Source organism: Pseudomonas gingeri, from assembly GCF_013386165.1.
In the GTDB taxonomy this organism is placed as follows: Bacteria; Pseudomonadota; Gammaproteobacteria; order Pseudomonadales; family Pseudomonadaceae; genus Aquipseudomonas; species Aquipseudomonas gingeri_C.
Genome location: NZ_JACAOS010000022.1, coordinates 438764 through 463406, shown reverse-complemented (window position 1 = coordinate 463406; position 24643 = coordinate 438764). Strand labels below are relative to the sequence as shown.

At 60.8% G+C, this 24643-nt stretch carries 25 protein-coding genes and 1 other RNA gene; 13 read left to right on the top strand and 13 right to left on the bottom strand.

Going from position 1 to position 24643, the window contains the following annotated elements:
• Positions 1–57: 57 nt before the first annotated feature.
• Positions 58–1977, bottom strand: coding sequence for a molecular chaperone DnaK (gene dnaK / locus HX866_RS29655; protein ID WP_177090310.1), 1920 nt, complete (start codon positions 1975–1977; stop codon positions 58–60).
• A 100-nt stretch (positions 1978–2077) separates the two neighbouring features.
• Positions 2078–2644, bottom strand: coding sequence for a nucleotide exchange factor GrpE (gene grpE, locus HX866_RS29650; RefSeq protein WP_121136287.1), 567 nt, complete (start codon positions 2642–2644; stop codon positions 2078–2080).
• 242 nt (positions 2645–2886) lie between these two features.
• On the opposite strand from grpE, the gene recN reads away from it, so the two are divergent.
• A complete protein-coding gene (recN, locus tag HX866_RS29645; protein ID WP_177090312.1) occupies positions 2887–4560 on the top strand; it encodes a DNA repair protein RecN in 1674 nt (557 codons plus the stop codon).
• A gap of 99 nt (positions 4561–4659) precedes the next feature.
• Here the strand turns inward: recN and fur are convergent, their stop codons facing one another.
• Positions 4660–5067 carry a ferric iron uptake transcriptional regulator gene (fur, locus tag HX866_RS29640; protein ID WP_177090314.1) on the bottom strand — a complete coding sequence of 136 codons (408 nt, stop codon included), beginning with the start codon at positions 5065–5067 and terminating at the stop codon, positions 4660–4662.
• A gap of 97 nt (positions 5068–5164) precedes the next feature.
• Here fur and HX866_RS29635 point away from each other — a divergent pair, with 97 nt between their 5' ends.
• A complete protein-coding gene (locus tag HX866_RS29635) occupies positions 5165–5692 on the top strand; it encodes an outer membrane protein assembly factor BamE (protein WP_177090316.1) in 528 nt (175 codons plus the stop codon).
• 45 nt (positions 5693–5737) lie between these two features.
• Here HX866_RS29635 and HX866_RS29630 read toward each other — a convergent pair whose 3' ends face one another.
• Both HX866_RS29630 and HX866_RS29625 read right to left on the bottom strand, forming a co-directional pair.
• Positions 5738–6052 carry an RnfH family protein gene (locus HX866_RS29630; RefSeq protein WP_177105909.1) on the bottom strand — a complete coding sequence of 105 codons (315 nt, stop codon included), beginning with the start codon at positions 6050–6052 and terminating at the stop codon, positions 5738–5740.
• On the bottom strand, positions 6045–6479 hold the full coding sequence (locus HX866_RS29625) for a type II toxin-antitoxin system RatA family toxin (RefSeq protein WP_177090320.1): 435 nt from the start codon (positions 6477–6479) through the stop codon (positions 6045–6047). Before HX866_RS29625 ends, HX866_RS29630 begins: the two co-directional genes overlap by 8 nt.
• Before the next feature lie 127 nt (positions 6480–6606).
• Between HX866_RS29625 and smpB the strand changes: the two genes are divergently transcribed.
• Complete coding sequence (gene smpB, locus HX866_RS29620) at positions 6607–7089, top strand: SsrA-binding protein SmpB (protein WP_177140974.1); 483 nt, start codon at positions 6607–6609, stop codon at positions 7087–7089.
• 209 nt (positions 7090–7298) lie between these two features.
• On the opposite strand, the gene HX866_RS29615 is transcribed toward smpB, so the two are convergent.
• The gene (locus HX866_RS29615; RefSeq protein WP_177090322.1) at positions 7299–8066 is read right to left on the bottom strand and encodes a GntR family transcriptional regulator; all 768 of its coding nucleotides are present in this window, start codon (positions 8064–8066) and stop codon (positions 7299–7301) included.
• Positions 8067–8327: 261 nt separating this feature from the next.
• On the opposite strand from HX866_RS29615, the gene HX866_RS29610 reads away from it, so the two are divergent.
• From HX866_RS29610 to HX866_RS29585, 6 genes are all read left to right on the top strand, one after another.
• Entirely contained in the window at positions 8328–10022 is a 1695-nt protein-coding gene (locus tag HX866_RS29610; RefSeq protein ID WP_177105910.1) for a lactate permease LctP family transporter, read from the top strand.
• Between the two features lie 70 nt (positions 10023–10092).
• Entirely contained in the window at positions 10093–11238 is a 1146-nt protein-coding gene (gene lldD, locus HX866_RS29605; protein ID WP_177140973.1) for an FMN-dependent L-lactate dehydrogenase LldD, read from the top strand.
• Positions 11239–11318: 80 nt separating this feature from the next.
• Positions 11319–14135, top strand: coding sequence for an FAD-binding and (Fe-S)-binding domain-containing protein (locus tag HX866_RS29600; RefSeq protein ID WP_177140972.1), 2817 nt, complete (start codon positions 11319–11321; stop codon positions 14133–14135).
• A gap of 130 nt (positions 14136–14265) precedes the next feature.
• Positions 14266–14538 (top strand): hypothetical protein, encoded by a 273-nt coding sequence (locus tag HX866_RS29595; protein WP_177090330.1) that lies wholly within the window; start codon positions 14266–14268, stop codon positions 14536–14538.
• A gap of 82 nt (positions 14539–14620) precedes the next feature.
• Positions 14621–15012: a transfer-messenger RNA gene (ssrA, locus tag HX866_RS29590) on the top strand.
• Positions 15013–15191: 179 nt separating this feature from the next.
• Complete coding sequence (locus HX866_RS29585) at positions 15192–15431, top strand: hypothetical protein (protein WP_177140994.1); 240 nt, start codon at positions 15192–15194, stop codon at positions 15429–15431.
• An 89-nt stretch (positions 15432–15520) separates the two neighbouring features.
• Here the strand turns inward: HX866_RS29585 and HX866_RS29580 are convergent, their stop codons facing one another.
• Together HX866_RS29580 and HX866_RS29575 are read right to left on the bottom strand one after the other, a co-directional pair.
• Positions 15521–16063 carry an ester cyclase gene (locus tag HX866_RS29580; RefSeq protein ID WP_177140971.1) on the bottom strand — a complete coding sequence of 181 codons (543 nt, stop codon included), beginning with the start codon at positions 16061–16063 and terminating at the stop codon, positions 15521–15523.
• Entirely contained in the window at positions 16051–17175 is a 1125-nt protein-coding gene (locus HX866_RS29575) for an alkene reductase (RefSeq protein ID WP_177140970.1), read from the bottom strand. Before HX866_RS29575 ends, HX866_RS29580 begins: the two co-directional genes overlap by 13 nt.
• 110 nt (positions 17176–17285) lie before the next feature.
• On the opposite strand from HX866_RS29575, the gene HX866_RS29570 reads away from it, so the two are divergent.
• Positions 17286–18197 (top strand): LysR family transcriptional regulator, encoded by a 912-nt coding sequence (locus HX866_RS29570; protein WP_177124157.1) that lies wholly within the window; start codon positions 17286–17288, stop codon positions 18195–18197.
• Here the strand turns inward: HX866_RS29570 and HX866_RS29565 are convergent.
• A complete protein-coding gene (locus HX866_RS29565; protein WP_177140969.1) occupies positions 18194–19006 on the bottom strand; it encodes a glycine betaine ABC transporter substrate-binding protein in 813 nt (270 codons plus the stop codon). The genes HX866_RS29570 and HX866_RS29565 overlap by 4 nt on opposite strands.
• A gap of 70 nt (positions 19007–19076) precedes the next feature.
• On the opposite strand from HX866_RS29565, the gene HX866_RS29560 reads away from it, so the two are divergent.
• Positions 19077–19595: a helix-turn-helix domain-containing protein gene (locus tag HX866_RS29560; RefSeq protein WP_371319297.1), complete on the top strand. Its 519-nt coding sequence runs from the start codon at positions 19077–19079 to the stop codon at positions 19593–19595.
• Positions 19531–19911 carry a VOC family protein gene (locus HX866_RS29555; RefSeq protein ID WP_177102753.1) on the top strand — a complete coding sequence of 127 codons (381 nt, stop codon included), beginning with the start codon at positions 19531–19533 and terminating at the stop codon, positions 19909–19911. Before HX866_RS29560 ends, HX866_RS29555 begins: the two co-directional genes overlap by 65 nt.
• Before the next feature lie 124 nt (positions 19912–20035).
• On the opposite strand, the gene HX866_RS29550 is transcribed toward HX866_RS29555, so the two are convergent.
• Complete coding sequence (locus tag HX866_RS29550; RefSeq protein ID WP_177124160.1) at positions 20036–20899, bottom strand: LysR family transcriptional regulator; 864 nt, start codon at positions 20897–20899, stop codon at positions 20036–20038.
• Between the two features lie 128 nt (positions 20900–21027).
• Between HX866_RS29550 and HX866_RS29545 the strand changes: the two genes are divergently transcribed.
• Entirely contained in the window at positions 21028–22017 is a 990-nt protein-coding gene (locus HX866_RS29545; RefSeq protein ID WP_371319296.1) for a quinone oxidoreductase family protein, read from the top strand.
• Between the two features lie 74 nt (positions 22018–22091).
• Here HX866_RS29545 and HX866_RS29540 read toward each other — a convergent pair whose 3' ends face one another.
• The 3 genes from HX866_RS29540 to HX866_RS29530 are packed head-to-tail and all read right to left on the bottom strand — an operon-like array spanning position 22092 to position 24632.
• A complete protein-coding gene (locus tag HX866_RS29540) occupies positions 22092–22985 on the bottom strand; it encodes a metal ABC transporter substrate-binding protein (protein ID WP_177090366.1) in 894 nt (297 codons plus the stop codon).
• A gap of 22 nt (positions 22986–23007) precedes the next feature.
• Positions 23008–23880 (bottom strand): metal ABC transporter permease, encoded by an 873-nt coding sequence (locus HX866_RS29535; RefSeq protein WP_177090368.1) that lies wholly within the window; start codon positions 23878–23880, stop codon positions 23008–23010.
• Positions 23877–24632: a metal ABC transporter ATP-binding protein gene (locus HX866_RS29530; protein ID WP_177140967.1), complete on the bottom strand. Its 756-nt coding sequence runs from the start codon at positions 24630–24632 to the stop codon at positions 23877–23879. Before HX866_RS29530 ends, HX866_RS29535 begins: the two co-directional genes overlap by 4 nt.
• Between the last annotated feature and the right edge of the window lie 11 nt (positions 24633–24643).

Genomic DNA, 24643 nt, shown 5'->3' with positions numbered 1-24643 from the left:
GGCGACATCCTACCAGTCACCGCCTAAAAGCAGTCAACCGGCTGACCTACAAGTGGATTACTTGTGGTCTTTGACTTCTTCGAACTCAGCGTCGACGACGTCGTCCTTGTGGTGCGCTTCTTCCTGGGCAGGCTGTGCACCGGCTTCAGGCTTGGCGCCCTGTTCGGCATACATTTTCTGGGCCACAGGCGCGGAGACCTTGGACAGCTCTTCGACCTTGGCTTCGATAGCGGCCTTGTCGTCGCCTTTGACAGCGGCTTCCAGGGCAACCAAGGCAGCTTCGATCGCGGTCTTCTCTTCAGCGGTCACTTTGTCACCGGCATCGGCGATCATCTTGCGAGTCGAATGCACCAGGGCGTCGCCCTGGTTGCGGGCACTGGCCAGCTCTTCGAACTTGCGGTCTTCTTCGGCATTGAGTTCGGCATCGCGAACCATCTGCTGGATTTCTTCATCCGACAGACCGGAGTTGGCCTTGATGGTGATCTTCTGCTCTTTGCCGGTCGCCTTGTCTTTCGCGCCGACGTGCAGGATGCCGTTGGCGTCGATGTCGAAGGTCACTTCGATCTGTGGCACGCCACGAGGTGCTGGTGGAATCTCGGCCAGGTCGAACTTGCCCAGGGACTTGTTCTGTGCGGCTTGCTTACGCTCACCCTGCAGGACGTGAATGGTCACGGCGCCCTGGTTGTCGTCGGCAGTCGAGAACACTTGGGATTTCTTGGTAGGAATCGTGGTGTTTTTCTCGATCAGCGCGGTCATCACGCCACCCATGGTTTCGATACCCAGGGTCAGCGGGCTGACGTCGAGCAGCAGAACGTCTTTCACGTCACCGGCCAGAACGGCGCCCTGGATAGCAGCACCCATGGCAACGGCTTCGTCCGGGTTGACGTCTTTACGGGCTTCTTTACCGAAGAAGTCGGTCACCAGCTTCTGAACCAGCGGCATGCGGGTCTGACCGCCGACCAGGATCACGTCGTTGATCGCGCCGACGTCGATACCGGCGTCTTTCAACGCGATACGGCAAGGCTCGATGGTGCGCTGAACCAGGTCTTCAACCAGGGCTTCCAGCTTGGCGCGGGAAATCTTCACGTTCAGGTGCTTGGGACCGGTGGCATCTGCGGTGATGTACGGCAGGTTGACGTCGGTCGACTGAGCCGAAGACAGCTCGATCTTGGCTTTTTCAGCGGCTTCTTTCAGGCGCTGCATGGCCAGCGGGTCGCCCTTGAGGTTCATGCCGCTTTCTTTCTTGAACTCGTCGACGAGGTAGTCGATCAGACGAATGTCGAAGTCTTCACCGCCGAGGAAGGTGTCACCGTTGGTGGCCAACACTTCGAACTGGTGCTCGCCATCGACTTCGGCGATTTCGATCACGGACACGTCGAAGGTACCGCCACCCAGGTCATAAACGATGACGGTGTGGTCGCCGCGAGCCTTGTCCATACCGTAGGCCAGAGCAGCCGCGGTCGGTTCGTTGATGATCCGCTTGACGTCCAGACCGGCAATACGACCGGCGTCCTTGGTGGCCTGGCGCTGGCTGTCGTTGAAGTAGGCCGGAACGGTGATGACCGCTTCGGTGACTTCTTCGCCGAGGTAGTCTTCGGCGGTTTTCTTCATTTTCTTGAGGATCTCAGCCGAGATCTGTGGCGGCGCCATTTTCTGGCCGTTCACTTCAACCCAAGCGTCGCCATTGTCAGCTTTGGCGATTTTGTAAGGGACCATCTTGATGTCTTTCTGAACGACGTCTTCGTCGAACTTGCGACCGATCAGACGCTTCACCGCGTACAGGGTGTTATGCGGATTGGTCACCGCCTGGCGCTTGGCCGACTGGCCAACCAGGATTTCGCCATCGTTGGCGTAGGCAATGATCGACGGAGTGGTGCGTGCACCCTCGGCGTTTTCGATCACTTTGGCCTTGCCGTTTTCAAGAATGGAGACGCAGGAGTTGGTAGTCCCCAGGTCGATACCGATAATTTTGCCCATTTCACTCTCCCGAAACTTTGATTTTTTTGCCGCAGCGGTTATGGCCAACTGCGGTAGCACTTAAACGCTTGACTTGTAGATGGGGGCCTTGCGACCGATTTCAAGCCTGCTCGTCGATCGTCGGCGAAACCGGCGCCACTGCCTTGCTGACCACAACCATCGCCGGGCGCAGCAGGCGACCGTGGAGCTGGTAGCCCTTCTGGAACACTTTCAGCACGCTGTTCGGTTCGACATCGGCACTTTCCTGCATGGCCATGGCCTGGTGCAGGGAGGCGTTGAAGGGTTCACCGTGCGGGTCGATGGCTTCCAGCTGATAACGCTTGAGGGTGTCCTGGAACATCTTCAGGGTCAGCTCGATGCCTTCGCGCATCGGCCGGATGTTTTCATCGTCCGGATTGGACAGGTCCAGGCCACGCTCCAGGCTGTCGATGATCGGCAGCAGGTCGGCAGCAAACTTTTCCAGGGCGAACTTGTGCGCCTTTTCCACATCCTGCTCGGCACGCCGGCGGATGTTCTGCAGGTCGGCTGCGACACGCAACCCTTGATCCTGTGCCGCCGCCAGCTGCTCTTCGAGCACCTGCACGCGGGTGGCCAAATCGTCACCCTGAGCCTGTGCGGCCGAGCCGGCTTCCTGATTTTGCGAATCCAGAGTCTGTTCGTCAGCCATAAAAAACCTCCTTTCAATATCGTCCGCGAGCTCGACTCGCGCGTCTGCCCCGATATATGGGGCCGCAATTTCCAGGTTCAAGGGCTGCAACCCAGGCAATCGTGCCCCAGCCTATCGATGCAAGATTACAGATCGAGCTAAGAAACCTCGAAATTCAAGCCAATCGGACTAAGGGCAAGCATTGTCAGTACAAATCAAAACACTGTATAAATAACCAGACCTAAAGCCTGGGAGCGGTCTTTATGCTGGTGCACCTGTCCGTACATAACTACGCAATCGTCGAACATCTCGATCTGGAACTGGATCGCGGGATGAGCGTAATCACTGGCGAAACCGGTGCCGGCAAGTCGATCATGCTCGACGCTCTCGGGCTGACCCTGGGCGATCGCGCCGACAGCGGCGTGGTCCGTCCCGGCGCGGACAAGGCCGATATCCTCGCCACCTTCGACCTCGAGGACATCCCCGAAGCCCGGGCCTGGCTGGCCGAGCGCGACCTCGACAACGACGGCCCGTGCATCCTGCGCCGGGTCATTACCGCCGAAGGTCGTTCGCGCGGCTATATCAACGGTTCACCCTGCCCCCAGGGCGACCTCAAGGCCCTCGGCGAACTGCTGATCGACATCCACAGCCAGCACGAACACCAATCCCTGCTGAAAACCGATACCCACCGTCGACTGCTTGACGAATACGCCGGCGCCACCGATCTCGCCCGCCAGGTACAGCTGGCCGCCCAGCGCTGGCGCCAGACCCGCCAGGAGCTGGAGCGCCTCTCCAACTCCGGCGACGAACAGCGCGCCCGCCACCAACTGCTCAGCTACCAGCTCGAAGAACTCGAGAACCTCGGCCTGGGAGAAAACGAGCTGGAGGACCTGGAACAGGAACACAAGAACCTGACCAACGCCGAAACCCTGCTCGGCATTTGCCGACAGGTGGTGGAACAGTGCAGTGAAAGCGACTCCGGTAATGTGCTCAATGCCCTGACCGCCAGCCTCAATCGCCTGTCCAGCGTCAATAACGGCTCCGGCGCGTTGGGCGAAGCCACCAACCTGCTGTCCAGCGCGCAGATCCAGGTCGAGGAAGCCGTCGGCGAACTGAACCGCTTCCTCGACCACTTCGATGCCGACCCGGCGCGGCTGCAACAGCTTGAAGAGCGCCTGGACGCGATCTACACCCTGGCGCGCAAACACCGGATCCAGCCGACCGAAGTGGCCACCCTCCAGCAAAAGCTGCTGGATGAAATCGAAACCCTCAATGCCAACGACGAAGCCATCGAGCGCCTGACCGAAGAGCTCGCGGCCTATGCCCGGCATTATCAGGAGCGGGCACGGGATCTCAGCGATCTGCGCCATCAGGCGGCAAGCAGCCTCGCCAGCGCCGTGGAACAGGAAATCCAGCGGCTGGGCATGCCCGGCGGCCGCTTCAGCATCGAACTGCACGCCAACACCAGCAACGAGTTGCTGCCTTATGGCCTTGAGCAGGTCGAACTGCTGGTCAGCGCCAACCCTGGCCAACCGCTCAAGGCACTGGCCAAGGTCGCCTCCGGAGGTGAGCTGTCACGGATCAGCCTGGCGATCCAGGTCATCACCGCGCAAACCTCACGCATCCCGACCCTGGTGTTCGACGAAGTGGACGTGGGTATCGGTGGCCCGACCGCCGAGATTGTTGGCCAGTTGCTGCGCCGCCTTGGCGACCGCGGACAGGTCCTGACGGTCACGCACCTGCCCCAGGTGGCCGCCCAAGGACACCATCATCTGTTCGTGCACAAGATGCGCGGCAGCGATGCCACCCGCACAGCGGTCTCGAAGCTGAGCAAGACCGAGCGGATCGAAGAAGTCGCACGCATGCTCGGGGGCATTGACCTGACCAAGGAATCCCTGGCCCACGCGAAAAAAATGGTGATCACGGCCAAGGCTTGAGCCCGGAGATCTACTCCAAGAAAAATCCGGCAACAAAAAGCACGAAGGCGACCCTAAGGTCGCCTTCGATCGCTCCGCGAACCGCTATTCGCGACAGACTTACGACTTCTTCTTGCGCACGTACAGCACCAGGTTGTGATCCACCAACTCGAAATCGTGTGCTTCGGCGATAGCCTTCTGCAGCTTCTCGATTTCCGGGCTGGTGAATTCGATCACCTCGCTGGTATCCACGTTGACCATATGATCGTGGTGCCCGCCGTCCGCCAGCTCGAATACCGCATGGCCGCCATCGAAATTGTGGCGAACCACCAACCCGGCCGCTTCGAACTGGGTCAGTACTCGGTAGACCGTTGCCAGGCCAACATCCTCGCCAGCTTCCATCAGCGCCTTGTAGACATCCTCGGCGCTCATGTGACGCTGCTCGGCAGAATCGAGCATTTGCAGAATCTTGACCCGTGGCAGAGTCACTTTTAAGCCGGCTTTACGTAGTTCGCTATTTTCAACCATGGTCAGCTTTCTCGCGATGCTGCTTCGCAGCTTCTCTTAATACGGGTATGATCGGGGTTTACGTTGTCCCAGCCAAGATAGTGGAAGTCGCCCACCGATGCAAAACACCAAGCTGTTGCTAACCAGTTTTACCTTAGTGGGACTGCTCGCACTCGCCGGTTGTTCATTCCCCGGGGTTTACAAAATCGACATCCAACAGGGCAATGTCGTCACGCAGGACATGATAGACCAGTTGCGCCCGGGAATGACCCGCAAGCAAGTAAGGTTTATCATGGGCAACCCTCTGTTGGTCGATACATTCCACCCCAATCGCTGGGATTACCTGTATAGCCTGCAACCCGGTGGCGGTGAACGCCAGCAGGAGCGCATCAGCCTGGTGTTCAATGCCAACGATCAACTCGCCAGCCTGTCCGGCGACTTCAAGCCCGGCGTAAGCCGCGACGAAGAGATCCTGGGCAAGGACAGCGGCACGACGGTGAATGCTCCGGTGCAGAACGCCGAGAAGCCACAACCTGAGAAACCGGCCAAGCCGGGTTCGCTGCTGGATCAGATCCAGAAGGACGTCGACGGCGTGAAAGCCGTACCGGTCCCGGCTCCAGAACCTCTGGACACCACACCGCAGTAAAACGGCGACACAAAAAAGCCCGGCATGTCCGGGCTTTTTTTATGCCTACAGGTTTTGTGCCTTGGCCTTCGCCGCTTTTTCCGCACGCAGGCGCCGGACCTCCTTGGGGTCGGCCAGCAGGGGACGATAGATTTCGATGCGATCGCCCTCTTCCACCATACGGGTATCGGCATCGGCCATCGCCTTGCCGAAAATCCCCAATGGACAACCCACTACATCCAGCCCGGGAAATTGCTCGGCGATCCCCGACAGGCGCACCGCCGCCCGCAAGGTCGTTCCCGCAGGCACCGAAACCGCCCGCAGGCACTGACGCCCGACGTCGGCGTAGACCACCTCTATAGCGATCAATGGCTCAGCCATGGAGTTGCTTGGCCCGCTGACAGAAAGCATCCACCAGGGTATTGGCCGCCTGGTTGAACAATGGCCCCAAGGTCGCCCGCACCAGAGGCCCGGCGTAATCGAAGGTCATGTCCAGGCTGATCTTGCAGGCTTTCTCGCCGAGGGGCTTGAACACCCAGACACCGTGCAACTGAGTGAACGGTCCTTCCTCCAGGTTCATTTCAATCGAGTGCCCCGGCACCAGCGTATTGCGGGTGACGAACTGCTGGCTCAGGCCCGCCTTGGCTACCCCCAGCGTGGCACGCATGTGCGTATCCGAGCTTTCCAGCACCTGGGCCGTCGAGCACCAGGGTAGAAACTCCGGGTAACGCGCCACGTCGTTCACCAGGTCATAAAGCGCCTGTGCCGGGTAAGGCAGCAAGGCCGAACGTTGAATATGGGTCGTCATGTCAGCGTTGATTCCACAGCTGGGCGGCAAACAAAAGTGCGCGCATTGTCCGGGATTCATCCTACGCGCTCAAGCACGCAGCTTCACCGTAGCCGAGTGACGCGCAACTCCCTATAATGCCGCCCCTATGGCTAAACAGAAGAAGCACCCCACAGGGACCATCGCGCAAAATAAAAAGGCGCGCCACGATTACTTCGTCGAACAACGGTTCGAGGCTGGTCTGGTCCTGGCCGGCTGGGAAGTAAAGAGTCTACGTGCAGGCAAGGCACAACTGGTCGACAGTTATGTACTGCTCAAGAACGGTGAGGCCTGGCTGTTTGGCAGCCACTTCACGCCGTTGACGACCGCCAGCACCCACGTCATTGCCGACCCGACGCGCACGCGCAAGCTGCTGCTCAACCAGCGCGAGCTGGAAAAGATACACACGGCCGTGCAGCAGAAGGGCCATGCCTGTGTCTGCCTGTCGCTGTATTGGAGCAAGCACCTGGTCAAGTGCGAGATCGCCCTGGGCAAGGGCAAGAAGGAATACGACAAGCGCGATACCGAGCGCGAGCGCGATGCCAATCGGGACTTGCAGCGCGCCGTACGCAACAAGGGCAAGGAAGACTGAGCCCTTGCGGGAACCTTGACCGGAACCTTGTAGGAGCCCTGAGACCGACGATATCTTGCGGTTGAATACGGACTTGTGGGAGCCGGCTTGCTGGCGATGGCGTCCGGATGTTCAACATCCCTGTCGCCTGCTAAATCGCTATCGCTGGCAAGCCAGCTCCTACAGGGACCGAGTCGATCCTGGCTGCGCTGGCCAGCCTGCACCAGGCGTTACAAGCCCTTGCGCCGCTCTGCCCGCGCCACTCGCTGCACTTCCTGGCGCACTTCCTCCAGCACCTCCTGCACGTACAGGATGTGCCGGCTGGACACGGCTCGCGCCTCTTCGGCACGCCCTTCGATAATCGCCAGGTACAACTCGCGATGCTGATTGATCAGCATGTCCCGGGTTTCGCTGCGCTGCTTGTACATGCCGCCAATGTTGGTCACCACATTGCGCTTGAGCAGATCGAACAGGCCACGGATGGTATGCAGCAACACCGCGTTATGACTCGCCTCGGCAATCGCCAGGTGAAAACTCGCGTCCGCCGCGCCCTCCTCCGCCCGACTCACCTCGTCCGCCCGACCATAGCAGCTCTGCAACTGCTCAAAGGCCACGCGCAGGCGCTCGCGATCCGCTTCGGTCGCCCGCAACGCCGCGTAATAGGCGCAGGACGCCTCCAGCGTATGACGAAACTCCAGCAGGTCACGCTGGGCTTCCGGGTTACTCTCCAGCAGATGCAGCAACGGATCGCTGAAGGTCGAACCCAGCGACTCCACGACATAATTGCCACCGCCCTGGCGGCTGAGCAGCAGCCCCTTGGCCACCAGCTTCTGGATCGCCTCACGCAGCGACGGCCGTGAGACACCGAACTGCTCGGCCAGCGCACGCTCGGCCGGCAACCGCTCACCGGCCTTGAGCGTGCCCTCGAGGATCATCCCCTCAAGCTGCTGGACAATATCGTCAGACAAACGGCGCTGACGAATCTGATCAAACCCCATCACTTACTCCTCACGATCCCGAACCCTTGCCGGGACTGCCTATTCTCGCCTATCGAGGCGGCGCCAGCACCTGCCAGTCACGACATAAATCACCCGTTCAGCCCTGCGCCGGACACCTATCAGACGAAAGTTTCAGAGCGGCAAATTGACACATACCCAACAAGGCTTTTAACCTAGCGTCCGGCGATTGTAAATTGGTATTACCAATTATCCAAATCATCGACCAGTGCCTGACCAACAACAATTAGGGGCCACCCCACTATGCAAACCTGGCAACAGCTCTACAGCCCTCTCGGCAGCCTCGGCCTGTCTGCTCTCGCAGCCGTGATTCCCATCGTGTTCTTCTTCCTGGCCCTGGCGGTGTTTCGCCTCAAGGGTCACGTGGCGGGCAGCATCACCCTGGCCTTATCGATCCTGGTGGCGATCTTCGCCTTCAAGATGCCGGTCGACATGGCGCTCGCCGCCGCCGGTTACGGATTCGCCTACGGCCTGTGGCCCATCGCCTGGATCATCGTCGCGGCGGTATTTCTCTACAAACTGACGGTCAAGAGCGGCCAGTTCGAAATCATCCGCAGCTCGGTGCTGTCGATTACCGATGACCAGCGCCTGCAAGTGCTGCTCATCGGCTTCTGCTTCGGCGCCTTCCTCGAAGGGGCCGCCGGCTTCGGCGCACCGGTCGCGATCACCGCCGCCCTGCTCGTCGGCCTGGGCTTCAACCCGCTCTACGCGGCTGGCCTGTGCCTGATCGCCAACACCGCACCGGTTGCCTTCGGCGCCCTGGGCATCCCGATCATCGTCGCGGGCCAGGTCACCGGTATCGATGCGTTCAAGATTGGCGCCATGGCCGGTCGCCAACTGCCGTTGCTGTCGCTGTTCGTACCGTTCTGGCTGGTGTTCATGATGGACGGCCTGCGCGGCGTGCGGGAAACCTGGCCCGCCGCCCTGGTGGCCGGCCTGAGCTTTGCCGTGACCCAGTACTTCACCTCGAACTTCATCGGCCCGGAACTGCCGGACATCACCTCGGCACTGGTCAGCCTGGTCTCCCTGACCCTGTTCCTGAAAGTCTGGCAACCCAAGCGTACCGCGGGGGCAAAGATTGCCGGCGCCGCTCCGGGCGTGGTGATCACCGCCAGCGTCGGCGGTTTCGGCCAGCCGCGCAGCAGTCTCTCCTCGCCCTACAGCCTGGGACAGATCCTCAAGGCCTGGTCGCCGTTCCTGATCCTCACCGTGCTGGTGACGATCTGGACCCTGAAGTCGTTCAAGGCGCTGTTCGCCACTGGCGGTGCGCTGTACAGCACGGTGTTCAACTTCGCCATCCCGCACCTGGATCAGTTGGTGATCAAGACCGCGCCGATCGTCGCGACACCAACCCCGATTGCCGCCGTGTTCAAACTCGACCCGATCGCGGCCACCGGCACGGCGATTTTCTTCTCCGCCGTGGTGTCGATGCTGATCCTGAAGATCGACTTCAAAACTGGTCTGACCACTTTTAAAGAAACCCTTTACGAGCTGCGCTGGCCGATCCTGTCCATCGGCATGGTGCTGGCCTTCGCCTTCGTCACCAACTACTCGGGCATGTCCTCGACCATGGCCCTGGTCCTGGCCGCGACCGGCGCCGCGTTCCCGTTCTTCTCGCCGTTCCTCGGCTGGTTGGGCGTGTTCCTCACCGGCTCCGACACCTCGTCCAACGCCCTGTTCAGCTCGTTGCAAGCGACCACGGCGCACCAGATCGGCGTCAACGACATCCTGCTGGTGGCGGCCAATACCAGCGGCGGGGTGACCGGCAAGATGATCTCTCCGCAATCGATCGCCGTGGCCTGCGCCGCCACTGGCCTGGTGGGCAAGGAGTCGGATCTGTTCCGCTTCACCCTCAAGCACAGCTTGTTCTTCGCCACGATTGTCGGACTGATCACCCTGCTCCAGGCCTATCTCTTCACCGGTATGCTGGTGCACTAAAGTGACAAGGGCCGGGGGTCCGTCGAAGCCCCCGGCAGCCGCTCCCTTCCACCCCACGCTGCGAGCCCCCATGATTATTTCCGCCTCTACCGATTACCGCGCAGCCGCCCAACGCAAGCTGCCGCCGTTCCTGTTCCACTATGCCGACGGCGGCGCCTACGCCGAGCACACCCTGCGCCACAACGTCGAGGACCTGGCCAACATCGCCCTGCGTCAGCGCGTTCTGAGGAACATGTCCGAGTTGAGCCTGGAAACCCAGTTGTTCAATGAGACCTTGAGCATGCCGGTGGCACTGGCGCCCGTCGGCCTGACCGGCATGTATGCCCGTCGCGGCGAGGTTCAGGCGGCCCGGGCGGCGGCGGCCCATGGCATTCCGTTTACGATGTCGACGGTGTCGGTCTGCCCGATCGAGGAGGTCGCGCCGGCCATCAACCGTCCCATGTGGTTCCAGCTTTACGTACTCAAGGACCGCGGTTTCATGCGCAATGCCCTGGAGCGGGCCAAGGCTGCGGGTGTCACCACCCTGGTGTTTACCGTGGACATGCCGGTGCCTGGCGCCCGCTACCGGGATGCGCACGCCGGAATGAGCGGCCCGAATGCGCCACTGCGGCGGGTCTGGCAAGCCATGACCCATCCACAGTGGGCCTGGGACGTCGGCCTGATGGGTAAGCCCCACGACCTCGGCAATATCTCGAAGTATCGCGGCAACCCGACCGGGCTGGGCGACTACATCGGCTGGCTGGGGGCCAACTTCGACCCGTCGATTTCCTGGAAAGACCTGGAGTGGATCCGCGAGTTCTGGGAGGGTCCGATGGTCATCAAGGGCATCCTCGATCCGCAGGATGCCAAGGACGCGGTGAAATTCGGCGCCGACGGCATCGTCGTCTCCAACCATGGCGGTCGCCAACTCGACGGCGTACTGTCCAGCGCCCGCGCCCTGCCGGCCATCGCCGACGCGGTGAAAGGCGATCTGAAGATCCTCGCCGACTCCGGCATCCGCAGCGGCCTGGACGTGGTGCGCATGATCGCCCTGGGCGCCGACACCGTACTGATCGGCCGCGCGTTCCTCTATGCCCTCGCCGTCGCCGGCGAAGCGGGTGTGAAGAACCTGCTGGAGCTGTTCGAGAAGGAAATGCGCGTGGCCATGGTGCTCACAGGCGCCAAGTCCATCAGCGAGATCAACCGCGATTCGCTGGTTCGTGAACTGGGCGCCTGAACAGCGCGCCCGGACGAATCACCGCCTGATTGAACGGGGCACGTAGCGCACCAGATGCCACGACCCCGTGAGGAGTTTGCATGAGCCTGCCCCACCCGTTCCTCCAAGCGGTCGAACGCCTGATCCCCCGCGAGCGCCGTTTCGACGATCCGCTCTCGACCCTGGCCTTCGGCACCGATGCCAGCTTCTACCGGCTGATTCCCAAGCTGGTGATCCGCGTCGAATCCGAAGACGAAGTAGTGGCCCTGCTCAAGCTGGCGAGCCGCGACCAGGTGCCGGTGACCTTCCGCGCCGCCGGCACCAGCCTGTCGGGCCAGGCCATCAGCGACTCGGTGCTGATCGTCCTCGGCGACCACTGGAACGGCCGCGAGATTCGCGATCAGGGCACGCAGATCCGCCTGCAACCCGGTGTTATCGGCGCCCAGGCCAACGCCTGGCTGGCGCCGTTCGGGCGCAAAATCGGCCCGGACCCGGCCTCGATCAATGCCTGCAAGATCGGCGGTATCGTCGCCAACAACGCCAGCGGCATGTGCTGCGGCACTGCGCAGAACACCTATCACACCCTGGCCGGCATGCGCCTGATCCTGGCCGACGGCAGTCGCCTGGACACCGAGGATGCGGCCAGTGTCACAGCCTTTCGCCAGAGCCATGGCCCGCTGCTCCAGCAGCTCGCCGCGCTGGCTCGGGAAACCCGCGCCAACAGCGAGCTGGCGGCGAAGATCCGCCACAAGTACCGGCTGAAAAACACCACCGGCCTGTCCCTCAACGCTCTGGTGGATTTCGATGAGCCGCTGGAGATTCTCAGCCATTTGCTGGTGGGCTCGGAAGGCACACTGGGGTTTATCAGCGCGGTGACCTACGACACCGTGATCGACCACCCGAACAAGGCCTCGGCGCTGATCGTCTTCCCCGATGTGGAGACCTGCTGCACCGCCGTCACAGTGCTGAAAAGCCAGCCGGTGTCCGCCGTCGAGCTGCTCGACCGACGCAGCCTGCGCTCGGTTCAGGACAAACCGGGCATGCCGGCCTTCGTGCGCGAACTCTCCGACGCTGCCTGTGCCCTGCTGATCGAATCCCGTGCAGCCTCGTCGTCACTGTTGCAGGAGCAACTGCTGCAGATCATGGCGTCGCTGGCCTCGTTCCCGGTGGAAAAACAGGTCGACTTCACCGAAGACCCCACCGAAAACGCCCGGCTCTGGGCGATCCGCAAAGACACCTTTCCCGCCGTCGGCGCCGTGCGCAAGACCGGCACCACGGTGATCATCGAGGACGTGACCTTCCCGGTCGAACAACTGGCCATCGGCGTCAACCGCCTGATCGCGCTGTTCGACAAACACCACTACGACGAAGCGATCCTGTTCGGCCACGCCCTGGAAGGCAATCTGCACTTCGTCTTCACCCAGGGTTTCAACAACCCTGCCGAAGTATCCCGTTACCAGGCGTTCATGGACGACGTCGCGCAGTTGGTGGCCGTCGAGTTCGGCGGCTCGCTCAAGGCCGAGCACGGCACCGGTCGCAACATGGCGCCCTTTGTCGAACTGGAATGGGGCCACGATGCCTACCAGTTGATGTGGGCCATCAAGCGCCTGCTCGACCCCCTGGGTATTCTCAACCCGGACGTGGTGCTCAGCGACGACCCGCAGATTCACCTCAAGCACCTCAAGCCGTTGCCGGCCGCCGACGAGATCGTCGACAAATGCATCGAGTGCGGTTTCTGCGAGCCGGTCTGTCCGTCGAAGGGACTGACCTTGAGCCCGCGCCAACGGATCGTGATCTGGCGGGATATCCAGGCGAAAAAACGCGCCGGGGTCGATACCACCGAACTGGAGGCGGCCTATCAGTACCAGGGCATCGACACCTGCGCCGCGACCGGGCTGTGTGCGCAACGTTGCCCGGTGGGCATCAACACCGGTGAGCTGGTGAAAAAGCTGCGGGGCGAACACGCCGATCACGGAAAAACCGCTGACTGGCTCGGCACGCATTTCGCCACGGTCCTGCAAGGGACGCGCTTTACCCTGCATGTCGCCAATGGCGCGCGCATGCTGCTGGGGGCACCGCGCCTGGCGAAACTGTCGTCGAGCCTGACACGTTTGTCCAAGGGTCGCGTGCCGCAATGGACCAACGCCATGCCGCAGCCGGAGCGTGCGGTGCGCTTCAGTCCGGCGGTCAACGACGAGCGACCACGGGTGGTCTATCTGGCCGCCTGCGTCTCGCGGGTGATGGGGCCGGCGGCAGGTGACAAGGAGCAGATGTCGCTGCTGGACAAGACTCGCGGACTGCTGGAAAAGGCCGGTTACCAGGTCGTGTTTCCGGACAACACCGACCAGCTCTGCTGCGGCCAGCCGTTCGCCTCCAAGGGCTACGCCGAGCAGGCCGAACACAAGCGCCAGGAATTGATCGGTGCGTTGCTGCATGCCAGCCGTGGCGGTCTCGACCCGATCTATTGCGACACCAGCCCGTGCACCTTGCGCCTGGTTCAGGACCTGGGCGATACCCGCCTCGACCTCTACGACCCGGTGCGCTTCATTCGTACGCATCTGGTGGAGCGGCTGGAATTCACGCCGCAGGATGCACCGATTGCTGTGCACGTGACCTGCAGCACCCAGCACCTGGGTGAGAGCCAGGCCCTAATCGACCTCGCCCGACGTTGCAGCCACAACGTGGTGATTCCCGAAGGTATCCACTGCTGTGGTTTTGCCGGCGACAAGGGTTTCACCACCCCGGAGCTGAATGCCCACTCGCTGCGGACCTTGAAGGATGCCGTGCAGTATTGCGATGAGGGGATCTCCACCAGTCGCACCTGTGAGATCGGCTTGAGCCAGCATGGCGGGATCGACTACCACGGGCTGGTGTACCTGGTGGACCGGGTGACCCGGGCCAAGGCGGCGCACGGATAAAAAATAGAACCCTGGCGACGGGGCGCGGTCAACCTCCTGGAGGCCTCGTAAAGACGGGGCCGTTGCCCATGTTCGGCAGCCGGTTGCGATGGCCACCGATGCCTGGATCCTCGGTATCAAGGAGAGACTCATGAACCGTTCCGTACTGCTTGGTCTATTCGTCACTGCTTCCGTTCTCGCCGCGCCTTCGTTTGCCTCGCCGAAGGATCAATGCCAGGTCAATCTGCTGACCCTGAGCAACGCCAGGGCCGAGTTGGGAACCAGCCAGCAGGCCAACCTCGACACCAGCGTCCAGCAGGCGAAGGCCGCCGAGGCGCAAAAAACCGACAAAGGCACTGACGACTGCGTCGCCATCACCGATCGGGCGATTCTGGAAATCCAGAACAGCAAGAAAGGCGGCTAGTAAACGCGGCTCGCGGCGGGATGGCCTTGCGAGCCAGATTGGCGTACACTGTGCATGCCTGCTGGTTACGTACAGCAGGCACGGGGCCGTTTAGGATTCGACGCCGGTCGCGAAACTCTAGGTGCATGCCGAGTTGGTAACAGAACTCGTAAATCCACTGTTGCAACTACTTATAGTTGCCAATGACGACCATTACGGGGAACAAGCTCTCGCTGCGTAAGCGGCGCTAGCCTTCCTCCTGGCTACTTCGGTGCCAGCAATCATTAGGGGATGTCTGTAAACCCAAAATGATTGTCATATAGAACAGAATCGCCGTGCAGTACGTTGTGGACGAATCGGCTAAAACTTACACAACTCGCCCAAAGCACCCTGCCCGTCGGGTCGCTGCGGGTTAACTCAATAGACACGGCTACGCATGTAGTACCGACAGCGGAGTACTGGCGGACGGGGGTTCAAATCCCCCCGGCTCCACCAAACACGCTACACACATCAGGCACTGAGCGATTCGCGAAAGTGCCTTTTTTGTGCCCGGAAGAATCGTTCTGGCTCGCTCATGCCAGCCTGTTGACCGCCTTTGCAGTGAATATGAAGTGCGTGCCACACGGCAGCTAATCGGCGCCGGGCTGGCCATCGCGCTTGAGGGTAAGGAAGATATGCCACAAGAACAGCTAGACCTGTTACGACTTCCAAAACCCATCCGGGACCCTATCAACGACCTGGTACGGGCCTTCAATGCCACCAGCACCGTCGCGGACGTGGAGGCGGAAAGGGCCATTCAGATTGAGCTGATCGGAGGTTTGGAAAGCGCCAAGCGCTTGCGGCCAGCCGATATCGAAGCGCTCTACATCATTTTTGACGATGCTGTGGAGGCGAAGCTGGCGCAGTTGCGATGAGCCTCAACCCTCAACTAACTCTGTGCCAACGGGTCTCCAGCGCTGATTGACCTGACAAGGGAAATCAACGCCCGAGACCCTTTGCACCATCAACGAGCGACAACGCCGATCTGCTGCAGGAACGTCAGGTTGTCTTCCAGATGCCAGTTTTCGGCGATCCGACCATTCGCGATACGGTAGATGTCGGTGGCGATGAAGTTTACCGCTTGTCCTTTGCCCTGCACGCCATTGAAGGTCCCGGTGAAATGCCCGGTGAAACGCAGGTGGGACACCACCCGGTCACCACTGACGATCATCTGCTGCACTTCACAATTCAAGTCCGGCACGGCGACATGGAAAGCCTTGGAGGCCGCCAAGGGGCCGGCAATGCCCTGTGGCCGACCTTCAGGCAACGCGCGGTCCATGAAGTCCGTTGCCAATGCTTCGCGCGCGAGAGCCGGATCGCCGGAGGACCAGAAGGTCGCATAACGAAGTGCAGCGAGGGTTTGCGCCTGGACTTGCGCCGGCTTGGCGCCGGGCTCAACCACCAGCACTTTGGGGGTGACCAAGGTAGGTTCGGCAGCCATGGCGTTCGAGCTCAAAATGGTGAACGTAAAAGCGGCGGTCAACAGGCCAGGAATCAACGAGCGCATGGTGTTTCTCCTGCGGAGATAAAAGGGTAATCGCTATAGCCCTTGGAGGTGCCGCCAAACAGAGTGCCGTGGTCAAGGGGTGCCAGAGGCAGGTCCTGCGCCAGACGCAAGGGCAAATCAGGGTTGCCTACGAAGGGCCTGCCGAAAGCGACCAGGTCCGCATAACCCTGGCCGATGACCCACTCGGCACGGGCGCGGTCGTAGTTGCCGGCGACGATGATCGGATGGCTGAAACGTTCGCGAATCGCCTGACGGAACGATTCAGTGAACACCGGGGCGTCATCCCAGTCGGCTTCCACCAGGTGCAGATAGCCAATACCCTTGCCCTCCAGGTACTCGGCTGCCTCCAGTATCGTTGGCAGAATATCCGGGCAGGCCATGCCACGAGCGGTCAGAAAAGGGGCCAGGCGGATGGCCGTGCGTTCGGCACCGATCTCGTCGCTGACAGCGTCGACGACTTCCTTGAGAAACCGCAGGCGATTGCTGCGCGAGCCGCCGTACTCATCAGTACGGGTGTTGGAAGTGGTACGTAAGAACTGATCCACCAGGTAGCCATTGGCGCCGTGGATCTCCACGCCATCAAAGCCGGCGCGCATGGCCCGACTTGCGGCCTGGCGAAAGTCTTCGACGATCTGGGCGATTTCCGTCTGAGTCAGCGCTCGTGGGACAGGGCAATCGACCATGGCGCCCTGGCCGGTGGTCGGGTCTACCTTCCAGATTTGTCCTTCGAAAGGCTCGGCAGACGGCGCCACCGGCAATTCACCCTGGTGGAAGTCCGGATGGGACAGGCGCCCGACGTGCCACAGTTGCAGGAAGATCCGTCCACCCTCGGCGTGCACCGCCTGGGTCACTTTCTGCCAACCCTCAACCTGAGCTTCACTGTGGATGCCGGGAGTGAACGAGTAGCCTTTGCCTTGCGGGGAAATCTGCGCAGCCTCGGTGACGATCAGCGCTGCCGAAGCTCGCTGGGCGTAATACTGCGCATTGAGGTCATTGGGAATATCACCGGGTTGGCTGCTGCGGGCCCGAGTCATCGGAGCCATAACCACGCGATGAGGCGCGCTCAGGCCAGCAAAAGCAATGGGAGTAAACAGTGTCGTGGGAGTGGTCATACTGAAAATTTCCTGGGCCAATGAAATGTGATGGGCTCAGTGTGCAATCAGGGATGACGATTGATAATTGGGTTAACCTTTGATGGATTTTCAAATATTTTGGAATAGTCATGGATAATCTGGGTGATATTCGTCTGTTCGTCGAAGCCGCACAGTTGGGCGGGCTGTCCGCCGCCGGCCGCAAGCTGGGCCTGTCGCCCGCTGCTGCCAGCGCGCGACTGCTTAAGCTTGAAACCTCTCTAGCCACCCGACTGTTCGAACGCACCACCCGACAATTACGGCTGACCGACGAGGGTCGGTTGTACCTGCAACACTGCCGTCAGGCGCTGCAAGCGTTGGATGATGCCCGCGCAGCACTGTCGGTGGAAAAGAAGGAAATTCGCGGCAAGATTCGCCTCTCGGCCACCTCGGACTTTGGTCGCCATGTGCTCAGCCCTTGGCTCGACGCGTTTACAGAACGCTATCCGCAAGTGGTTCCGGCGTTGCTACTGTCCGATTCGCTGTCACACCTGGTGAGTGATGACGTCGACCTGGTGATCCGCTTTGGTGTGCCACCGGACAGCTCCCTGATCGCGCGGCCCCTGGCAGCCAATCGACGTGTGCTGTGTGCCGCGCCAAGCTACCTGCAACGCAAGGGCACGCCCGAGCATCCGGAGCAGTTGGGTGAGTTTGATCACATCGTTGCAGGCCAGTCCGGCTGGTCTACCGAGTGGCGCTTGCACCGAGGCAAGGAAGAGGTGCTGTTCAAGGTGCCTCTGGACGCCGCCCGCGAAACCAACGACGGCGCCTTGGCACGCCAATGGGCCATCGCAGGCCACGGTATTGTCCTGAAGTCGATCTGGGACGTGAGCGCCGATCTTGCGGCCGGGCGCCTAAGCCTGCTGCTGCCAGAGTGGCAATCAGTGGAGGCGCCAGTACACGCACTGTACCCGCGTAGCCGTTATCTCGCACCACGGGTGCGGGCGCTGCTGGACTTTCTGCTGGAGCGATTTGAGCAGGCCTCTCGGGAGATGGCCGTCTAGACAAGCCCCTTGTCTAACCTGATACCCGAAGGCTGCCGGATCTGCTCGGCCAGCCACTCGCGCGCCGCAGCCATGGAGTCCACCCCCTCCTTGCGGATAGCATGATCAATCCGGGTAACCACGGCGTTGCCCAGGTGCAGGTCAGCCAGAATCGCCAGGGTCTGCGTACTCAACCGTGGCTCGGCGTCGCGGCGTATCAGCAATGTGGCGTCGTCCGCACCGCCCAACAGCCCCAAAGGCTCATGCAAGGCACGGATGCGATATCGATGATGCAGATACTGGGGGTGCCACAACGGCACCACTAACCAGCGTTCCTCGCTCACCGCCTGCTCGTAGCCGTCGAAGCACGCTGCCTCGCTGCCCGGTTGGAAATGGTATCCCGCCTGGGCCAGCCCATAGGCCTGCACCATGGACTGAGAAAAGCGGCTGATGCCTGCGCCCGGATTGATACCTTGCAGAGTACGATCCATACGCGCCAGTACATCGGGCTTGAGCAGGTCGGCGATCTCACTCACCGCTGATTCGGGCACATAGTCCGGCACGCCCCAGATGCAGTAGGGTTGGTAGAGCACACCCAGCTTGCGAGTGGCGTCTACCAAGGGTTTGAGGTAGGCACCGTGGCTGTCCGGCAACCAGGCGCTCACCAGAAAGTCCACCTCGCCCTCGCCGAAGCGGCGGAACATCTCTTCATGCGCAAAGGCCGACACGATGACTTCATGGCCTTCGCGCTCCAGGATCGCCTGGACCACCGCTGCGCTGGCTTGATGAAAGGACAGGTTGATGTAGCCCAGACGAATCGGCTTATTCATGTTGGCTTGCCTGCAATTAGGACAAACAGGACAGAACGAAACCCCTTCATGAGAATGCTCTCGGTAGTGAATGTCATACTATTTTCATTTCCAGCAAAAAATAGAAAAACAGCCGCAACGAGCAAACACTTTCTGGATTTTGACGAAGATGCTACGACTCGACGATCTTCAGGTTTTCGTTCAGACCGCTGAGGCTGGCAGTTTTCCTGCCGCAACCGGACAGATGGACCTCACGTCCTCCCTGGCCAGCAGTTGCATCCAGCGGCTGGAGCGGGAGTTGGACGCCCGCCTGTTCGTCCGCTCGACACGGCGTCTGCGGCTATCGGATGCCGATGTGGTCCGGCGCTGCAAAAACTGCGGGAGCTCCTGCAGTCCTGCTGCCAGGACAGGCTGCCAACGCCTTTGGCCTGGAAACAGTGATATTTCCAAATACTTTGATAATCCATCAAATGCCAGGCCAATTTTCAGATCCGCCCCCCTCTTTGCACAATGGAGCCACTTCATCGAAAGAGCTAGGCATCCCTATGCATCTGGATCACGCAAACATCGTCACGCCGGACCTCGACAGGACAGTTCGCTTTTTTACTGACGTGCTGGGATTCACAACAGGGCCCCGTCCGGATTTTCGGGTACCTGGGTACTGGCTGTATAGCGCAGGCCGGCCAGTGATTCATTTGACGCAGGCCACCCTCACATTACCTGCAGGAAAAATGTCCCCTCGCATCGACCATATAGCAGTACGAGTTGCCGATCTCGACGAATGGACCGCACTGCTCGGGCGCTTGAAATCCCACAACATCGAATACCAACTCAATGCCCGCAATGACGGCAACGATACCCAGCTTTGGGTAGCGCTGGCGGCTGGCGTGACCATTGAAATCATCGTCGCGAACGAAACCCTTTAAACCTCAAAGGGAAAATTCATGAACGATCTATGCAATACAGGTGGCTACTCTTTTAGCCAGGTAAGCATTCCCGGCGCAGTCTGCCCCAGTGAGTTGGTTTAGGGGGCAATACCAGAACGCTCGACTAACAACACAGCCGCGGCTCTTGCTGGACACACTCAACCAGAAAGTCCATCACCACCTTGACCGACGGCGAGCGACGCAGATCCGGATAGACCGTCAACCAGAGATCTCGAACCGGTGCCTCACTGTCCACTGACAGCCGCCGAAGCGCGGGATCATTGTCGCCCAGCGTGGTCGGCAGCACGACAGCCCCCACGCCAAATCGGGCGGCCATTTGCTGGGACATCAGATCGCTGGCCGAAAACACCACGGGGCGATGCCGGCGGATCTGGTGAAGCCAAGCTTGTTGGGGAAGGTGGTCGCGGCTTTCATCATAGGCAATAAAACTCCATTGCTCGGCCGGCCGCTCGCAGAACTCAGAGCTCCCATACAGCGCGAACCGCACGGCACCGATTTTTCTTCGTACCAGTGCGTCCTCCTCGGGGCGCACCGTGCGCAAGGCGATATCGGACTCACCTTTGTCCAGCGCCGCCATGGACAACGACGGCAGCAAGACAACATTCAGCTTCGGATGCTGCTCGCGCAACACCGCGATACGCGGTGCAATGCAATGGATGGCGATGGACGGCGGCGCGCTGACCCTGACCGTCCCGGCGATCTCAATCGAGGCAACACGGGACAATTGCTGCACCTCGGTAGCAATACCCGCCATGGCCGCGGTTATGCGACTCAAGGCACGTCCATCCTCGGTCAACGGTCGGCTCCTCGGCAACCGATCTACCAAGCGCAGACCAAGAGACTTCTCAAGGGCGTCTATCCGCCGCCCGACCGTCGCATGCTCCACTTGCAGCTCGCGGGCAGCCGCCGACAAGGATTCAGTCCGTGCTAGAACGGTGAAGAAATAAAGATCCTGCCAATCGAACATCGGGTTATTTCCGAACGCATGATGGGAATTATTTGGGAGTTATCGATCCGGGCAATGAGTTTTACCATGGATGAAACCCGAATGGCGACGCGCCGCAAAAACGGAGTCATCACGCAATGAAAGGCATCATGATTGAAAGTTACGGCGGTCCCGACGTCGTGCAAATCCGCACTGATCTGCCAATGCCCAAATCGACTCCCGGCCACGTCGTGGTCAAAGTCGCCTGCGCGGGCATCAACTTCATGGACGTGCACACTCGCCAGGGTAAATACGCCTCCTCCACGACCTATCCGGTGCGTTTGCCTTGCACCTTGGGTATGGAAGGATCCGGTGAAATCGTCGAGGTGGGCGAGGATGTCCATCACCTGGTGCCCGGTGACCGCGTCGCCTGGTGCATCTCCTGGGGCAGTTATGCGCAATACGCCAGCGTGCCCGCAGCGCGGGTCGCAAAAATTCCGGACGCGATTCCTTTCGACCTGGCAGCCGCCGCGATCTTCCAAGGGGCCACGGCTCACTACCTGGTTGAAGACATTGCCCAGTTGCACCCCGGCAGTACCTGCCTGATTCATGCGGCTTCGGGCAGCATTGGCCAGTTGTTGATACAGATGGCCAAGCGTCGCGGGGCAACCGTATTCACCACCGGTAGTACCGAGCAAAAATGTGCAATTGCCATGCAGCGCGGCGCTGATCAAACCCTGCTGTACGACGGGGGCCGTTTCGCCGAACGCATCCATGAGGCCACGCAGGGCAAAGGCGTCGATGTGGTGTTTGATTCGGTGGGCAAAAGCACACTGCGTGACAGCTTCAGAGCCTGCCGAACCCGCGGATTGATCATCAACTATGGCAACGTTTCAGGCTCGATTACCGACCTCGACCCTATCGAGCTTGGAGAAGCCGGCTCACTGTTTTTGACCCGCCCACGGCTGGCCGATCACATGAGCGACGGCCCAACTGTACAGCGTCGCGCCGATACGGTTTTTGCGGAGATCCTTGAAGGCTTCCTGAGCATCGATATCGAGGGCCATTACACGATGGACGAGGTGCAAGCGATTCATGCCCGTATTGAAGCCCGTGAGCAAATTGGCAAATCCGTGATGTGCATCGATCATGCATGCTGACGCAAAAAAAAACGGCCACCCAAAGGTGGCCGTTAGTCTTTCTGCCGACAGAGTCGAAGCCGGTCAACCGCAGCTTATTTGGCCATGGCCGCCGTGATTTTATCCACGTTGTAGCGGAACATCTTGGCATAAGTCGGTGCCGGCCCGTCGGCCGGTGAGAGCGCCTCTACATAGAGCTCGCCGCCCGGCTGGGCGTTCGTTGCCTTGGCGATCTGCTGGACCAGACGGGCATCATTGGAGTTCTCGAAGAAGTAGACCTTCACCTGCTCTTTCTTGATCTGGTCGATCAGCTTCGCCACATCGGCAGCAGAGGCTTCTGTTTCCGTCGAAATGCCCTGCGGCGACAAGAAGGTGACACCGTATTCCTGGCCGAAATAGCTGAAGGCATCGTGGCTGGTCAGCACTTTGCGCTTGGCCACGGGAATAGCGTTGATCTTGGTGTGTGCATAGGCGTTGAGATCCTCCACCTCCTTGGTGTAGCGCGCCGCATTGGCCTTGAAGTCGGCCGCATCTTCCGGATCGGCGGCACTGAGTGCCTTCTCGATGTTGGAGACCCAGACAACCACGTTGGCAGCGCTGTTCCACACATGTGGATCGGTGATGGTCTTGCCATCCTCTTCCATTTCCCGGGTCTTGATACCGGTGGAGACGACGACGGGCGAGCCTTGATAGCCGGAGGCCTTGACCAGGCGCTCGAACCATCCCTCCAGGCCCTCGCCGCTGACAAAGGTGACGTCGGCGGACTTCAGCATTTTCGCGTCACTCGGCGAAGGCTCGAACTCGTGAGGATCGCCATTAGGCGGGACCAGGCTGTTGACGTGGACATGATTACCGCCGACCTGGCTCACCACGTCCGCCAGCACGGTAAAGCTCGCAACAGCCTCGAGTGTCTTGGCCGAAGCAGGAGCGATACTTGCCCCGAGAGCAACAGCAACAAAGCAGCCCGATAATGGTTTCAACAGTTTCATGGAAGTTTCCTTAAGCGAGGGATCAGCCTCGGAGGTGTGACCGTGGGAACAGGCGTCGAAATACTCCGGATGGAGCGATGAGCAGCGAGAACGCGTAAAAGATGCTGGCGACCAGGATGATCGTCGGCCCAGAGGCAAACCCGAGATGGAACGACACGATCAGACCTATCAGGCCCGAGAGGCTGGCGACGACGGCGGCGATCAACACCATGAACGGCAGGGTGCGCGCCCAGAGCTGGGCGATGGCGGCCGGCAGCATCATGAGCCCCACGGCCATCAGGGTGCCGAGCGCCTGGAAACCGGCGACCAGATTGATCACCACCAGGAACAGGAACAGCAGGTGATAAAGCTGACCACGACCGCCTACAGCCCTCAGGAATCCAGGATCGAAGCACTCGGCGACCAGCGGACGATAGACCAGGGCCAGGATGACCAGCGTCAACGAAGAGATGCTGCCAACCAGGGTCAACGCGCTGGCGTCGATGGCCAGGATGGTGCCGAAAAGCACGTGGAGCAGGTCGATATTGGAGCCGCGCAGGGAGACGATCAGTACCCCAAGCGCCAACGAGGCCAGGTAGAAACTGGCGAAGCTCGCATCCTCGCGCAGAGAGGTGGTGCGGCTGACGATCCCGGAAAGAATGGCGACCGAGAGCCCTGCGATCAGTCCACCCAGACCCATGGCCGGCAGCGAAAGACCGCCAGCGATCAGGAAACCGATAGCGGCGCCAGGCAGTACGGCATGGCTCATGGCATCACCCACCAGGCTCATGCGTCGTAGCAAGAGCAGGACCCCCACGGGACCGGAACTCAGGCCAAGGGAAAAGGACGCGACCAAGGCACGGCGCATGAAGCCGTATTCGACAAAGGGGGCGATCAGGGCTGAATAGAGTGTCATACGTCCCCCGCTCCCTTGTCGTCGCAAATCGGAGCCAACTCCTCCCAGTTCTCGGCCATGGCCCGGGCACGCAAAAGGTTGGCGGAAGATAGAGCCTCTGCGGTCTCTCCCCATTCCACCGCTTGCCGCGCGATCAGCAGCGTTTGCGGGAAATGTGCCCGGACCTGATCGAAGTCATGGAGGACGGCGATCACCGTGCGGCCGTCGGCGTGCCAGTTCTGCACCACGCGCAGGAGATCCGCTGTCGTGCGGGCATCGATGGCGGTGAACGGCTCATCGAGGATGATGACGCGGGTGTCCTGCAGCAGCAGCCGGGCGAACAGGACACGCTGGAACTGACCGGCCGACAGCGCCCCGATCGAGCGCCGTTCGAAACCGCCGAGCCCAACTGTCACCAAGGCTTGGCGGCCCCGGTCGGCAGCCGCGGCGCTGATGCCGCCAAAGGCCCCCGTCTCGCGCCAGGCTCCCAGCATGACCGTATCGGCCACGGTCAGCGGGAAATGGCGGTCGATTTCAGCGGCCTGGGGAAGATAGCCAAAGTCCCTGGCCGTCAGGCCGCCGCGATCGATGGATCCGCTCGATAAGGGCAGTTCCCCCATCACCGCCTTGAGCAGCGTGGATTTTCCGGCGCCGTTAGGCCCGACGATTGCCGTCAGGCTGCCCGGTGTGAACCCCCCCGACAGGTGATGAACGGCCGGATGGCGCTCGTAAGCCACGGTCACGTTGTCGAGCCTGATGGCGGGCAAGGTCATGGCAGCGCCAC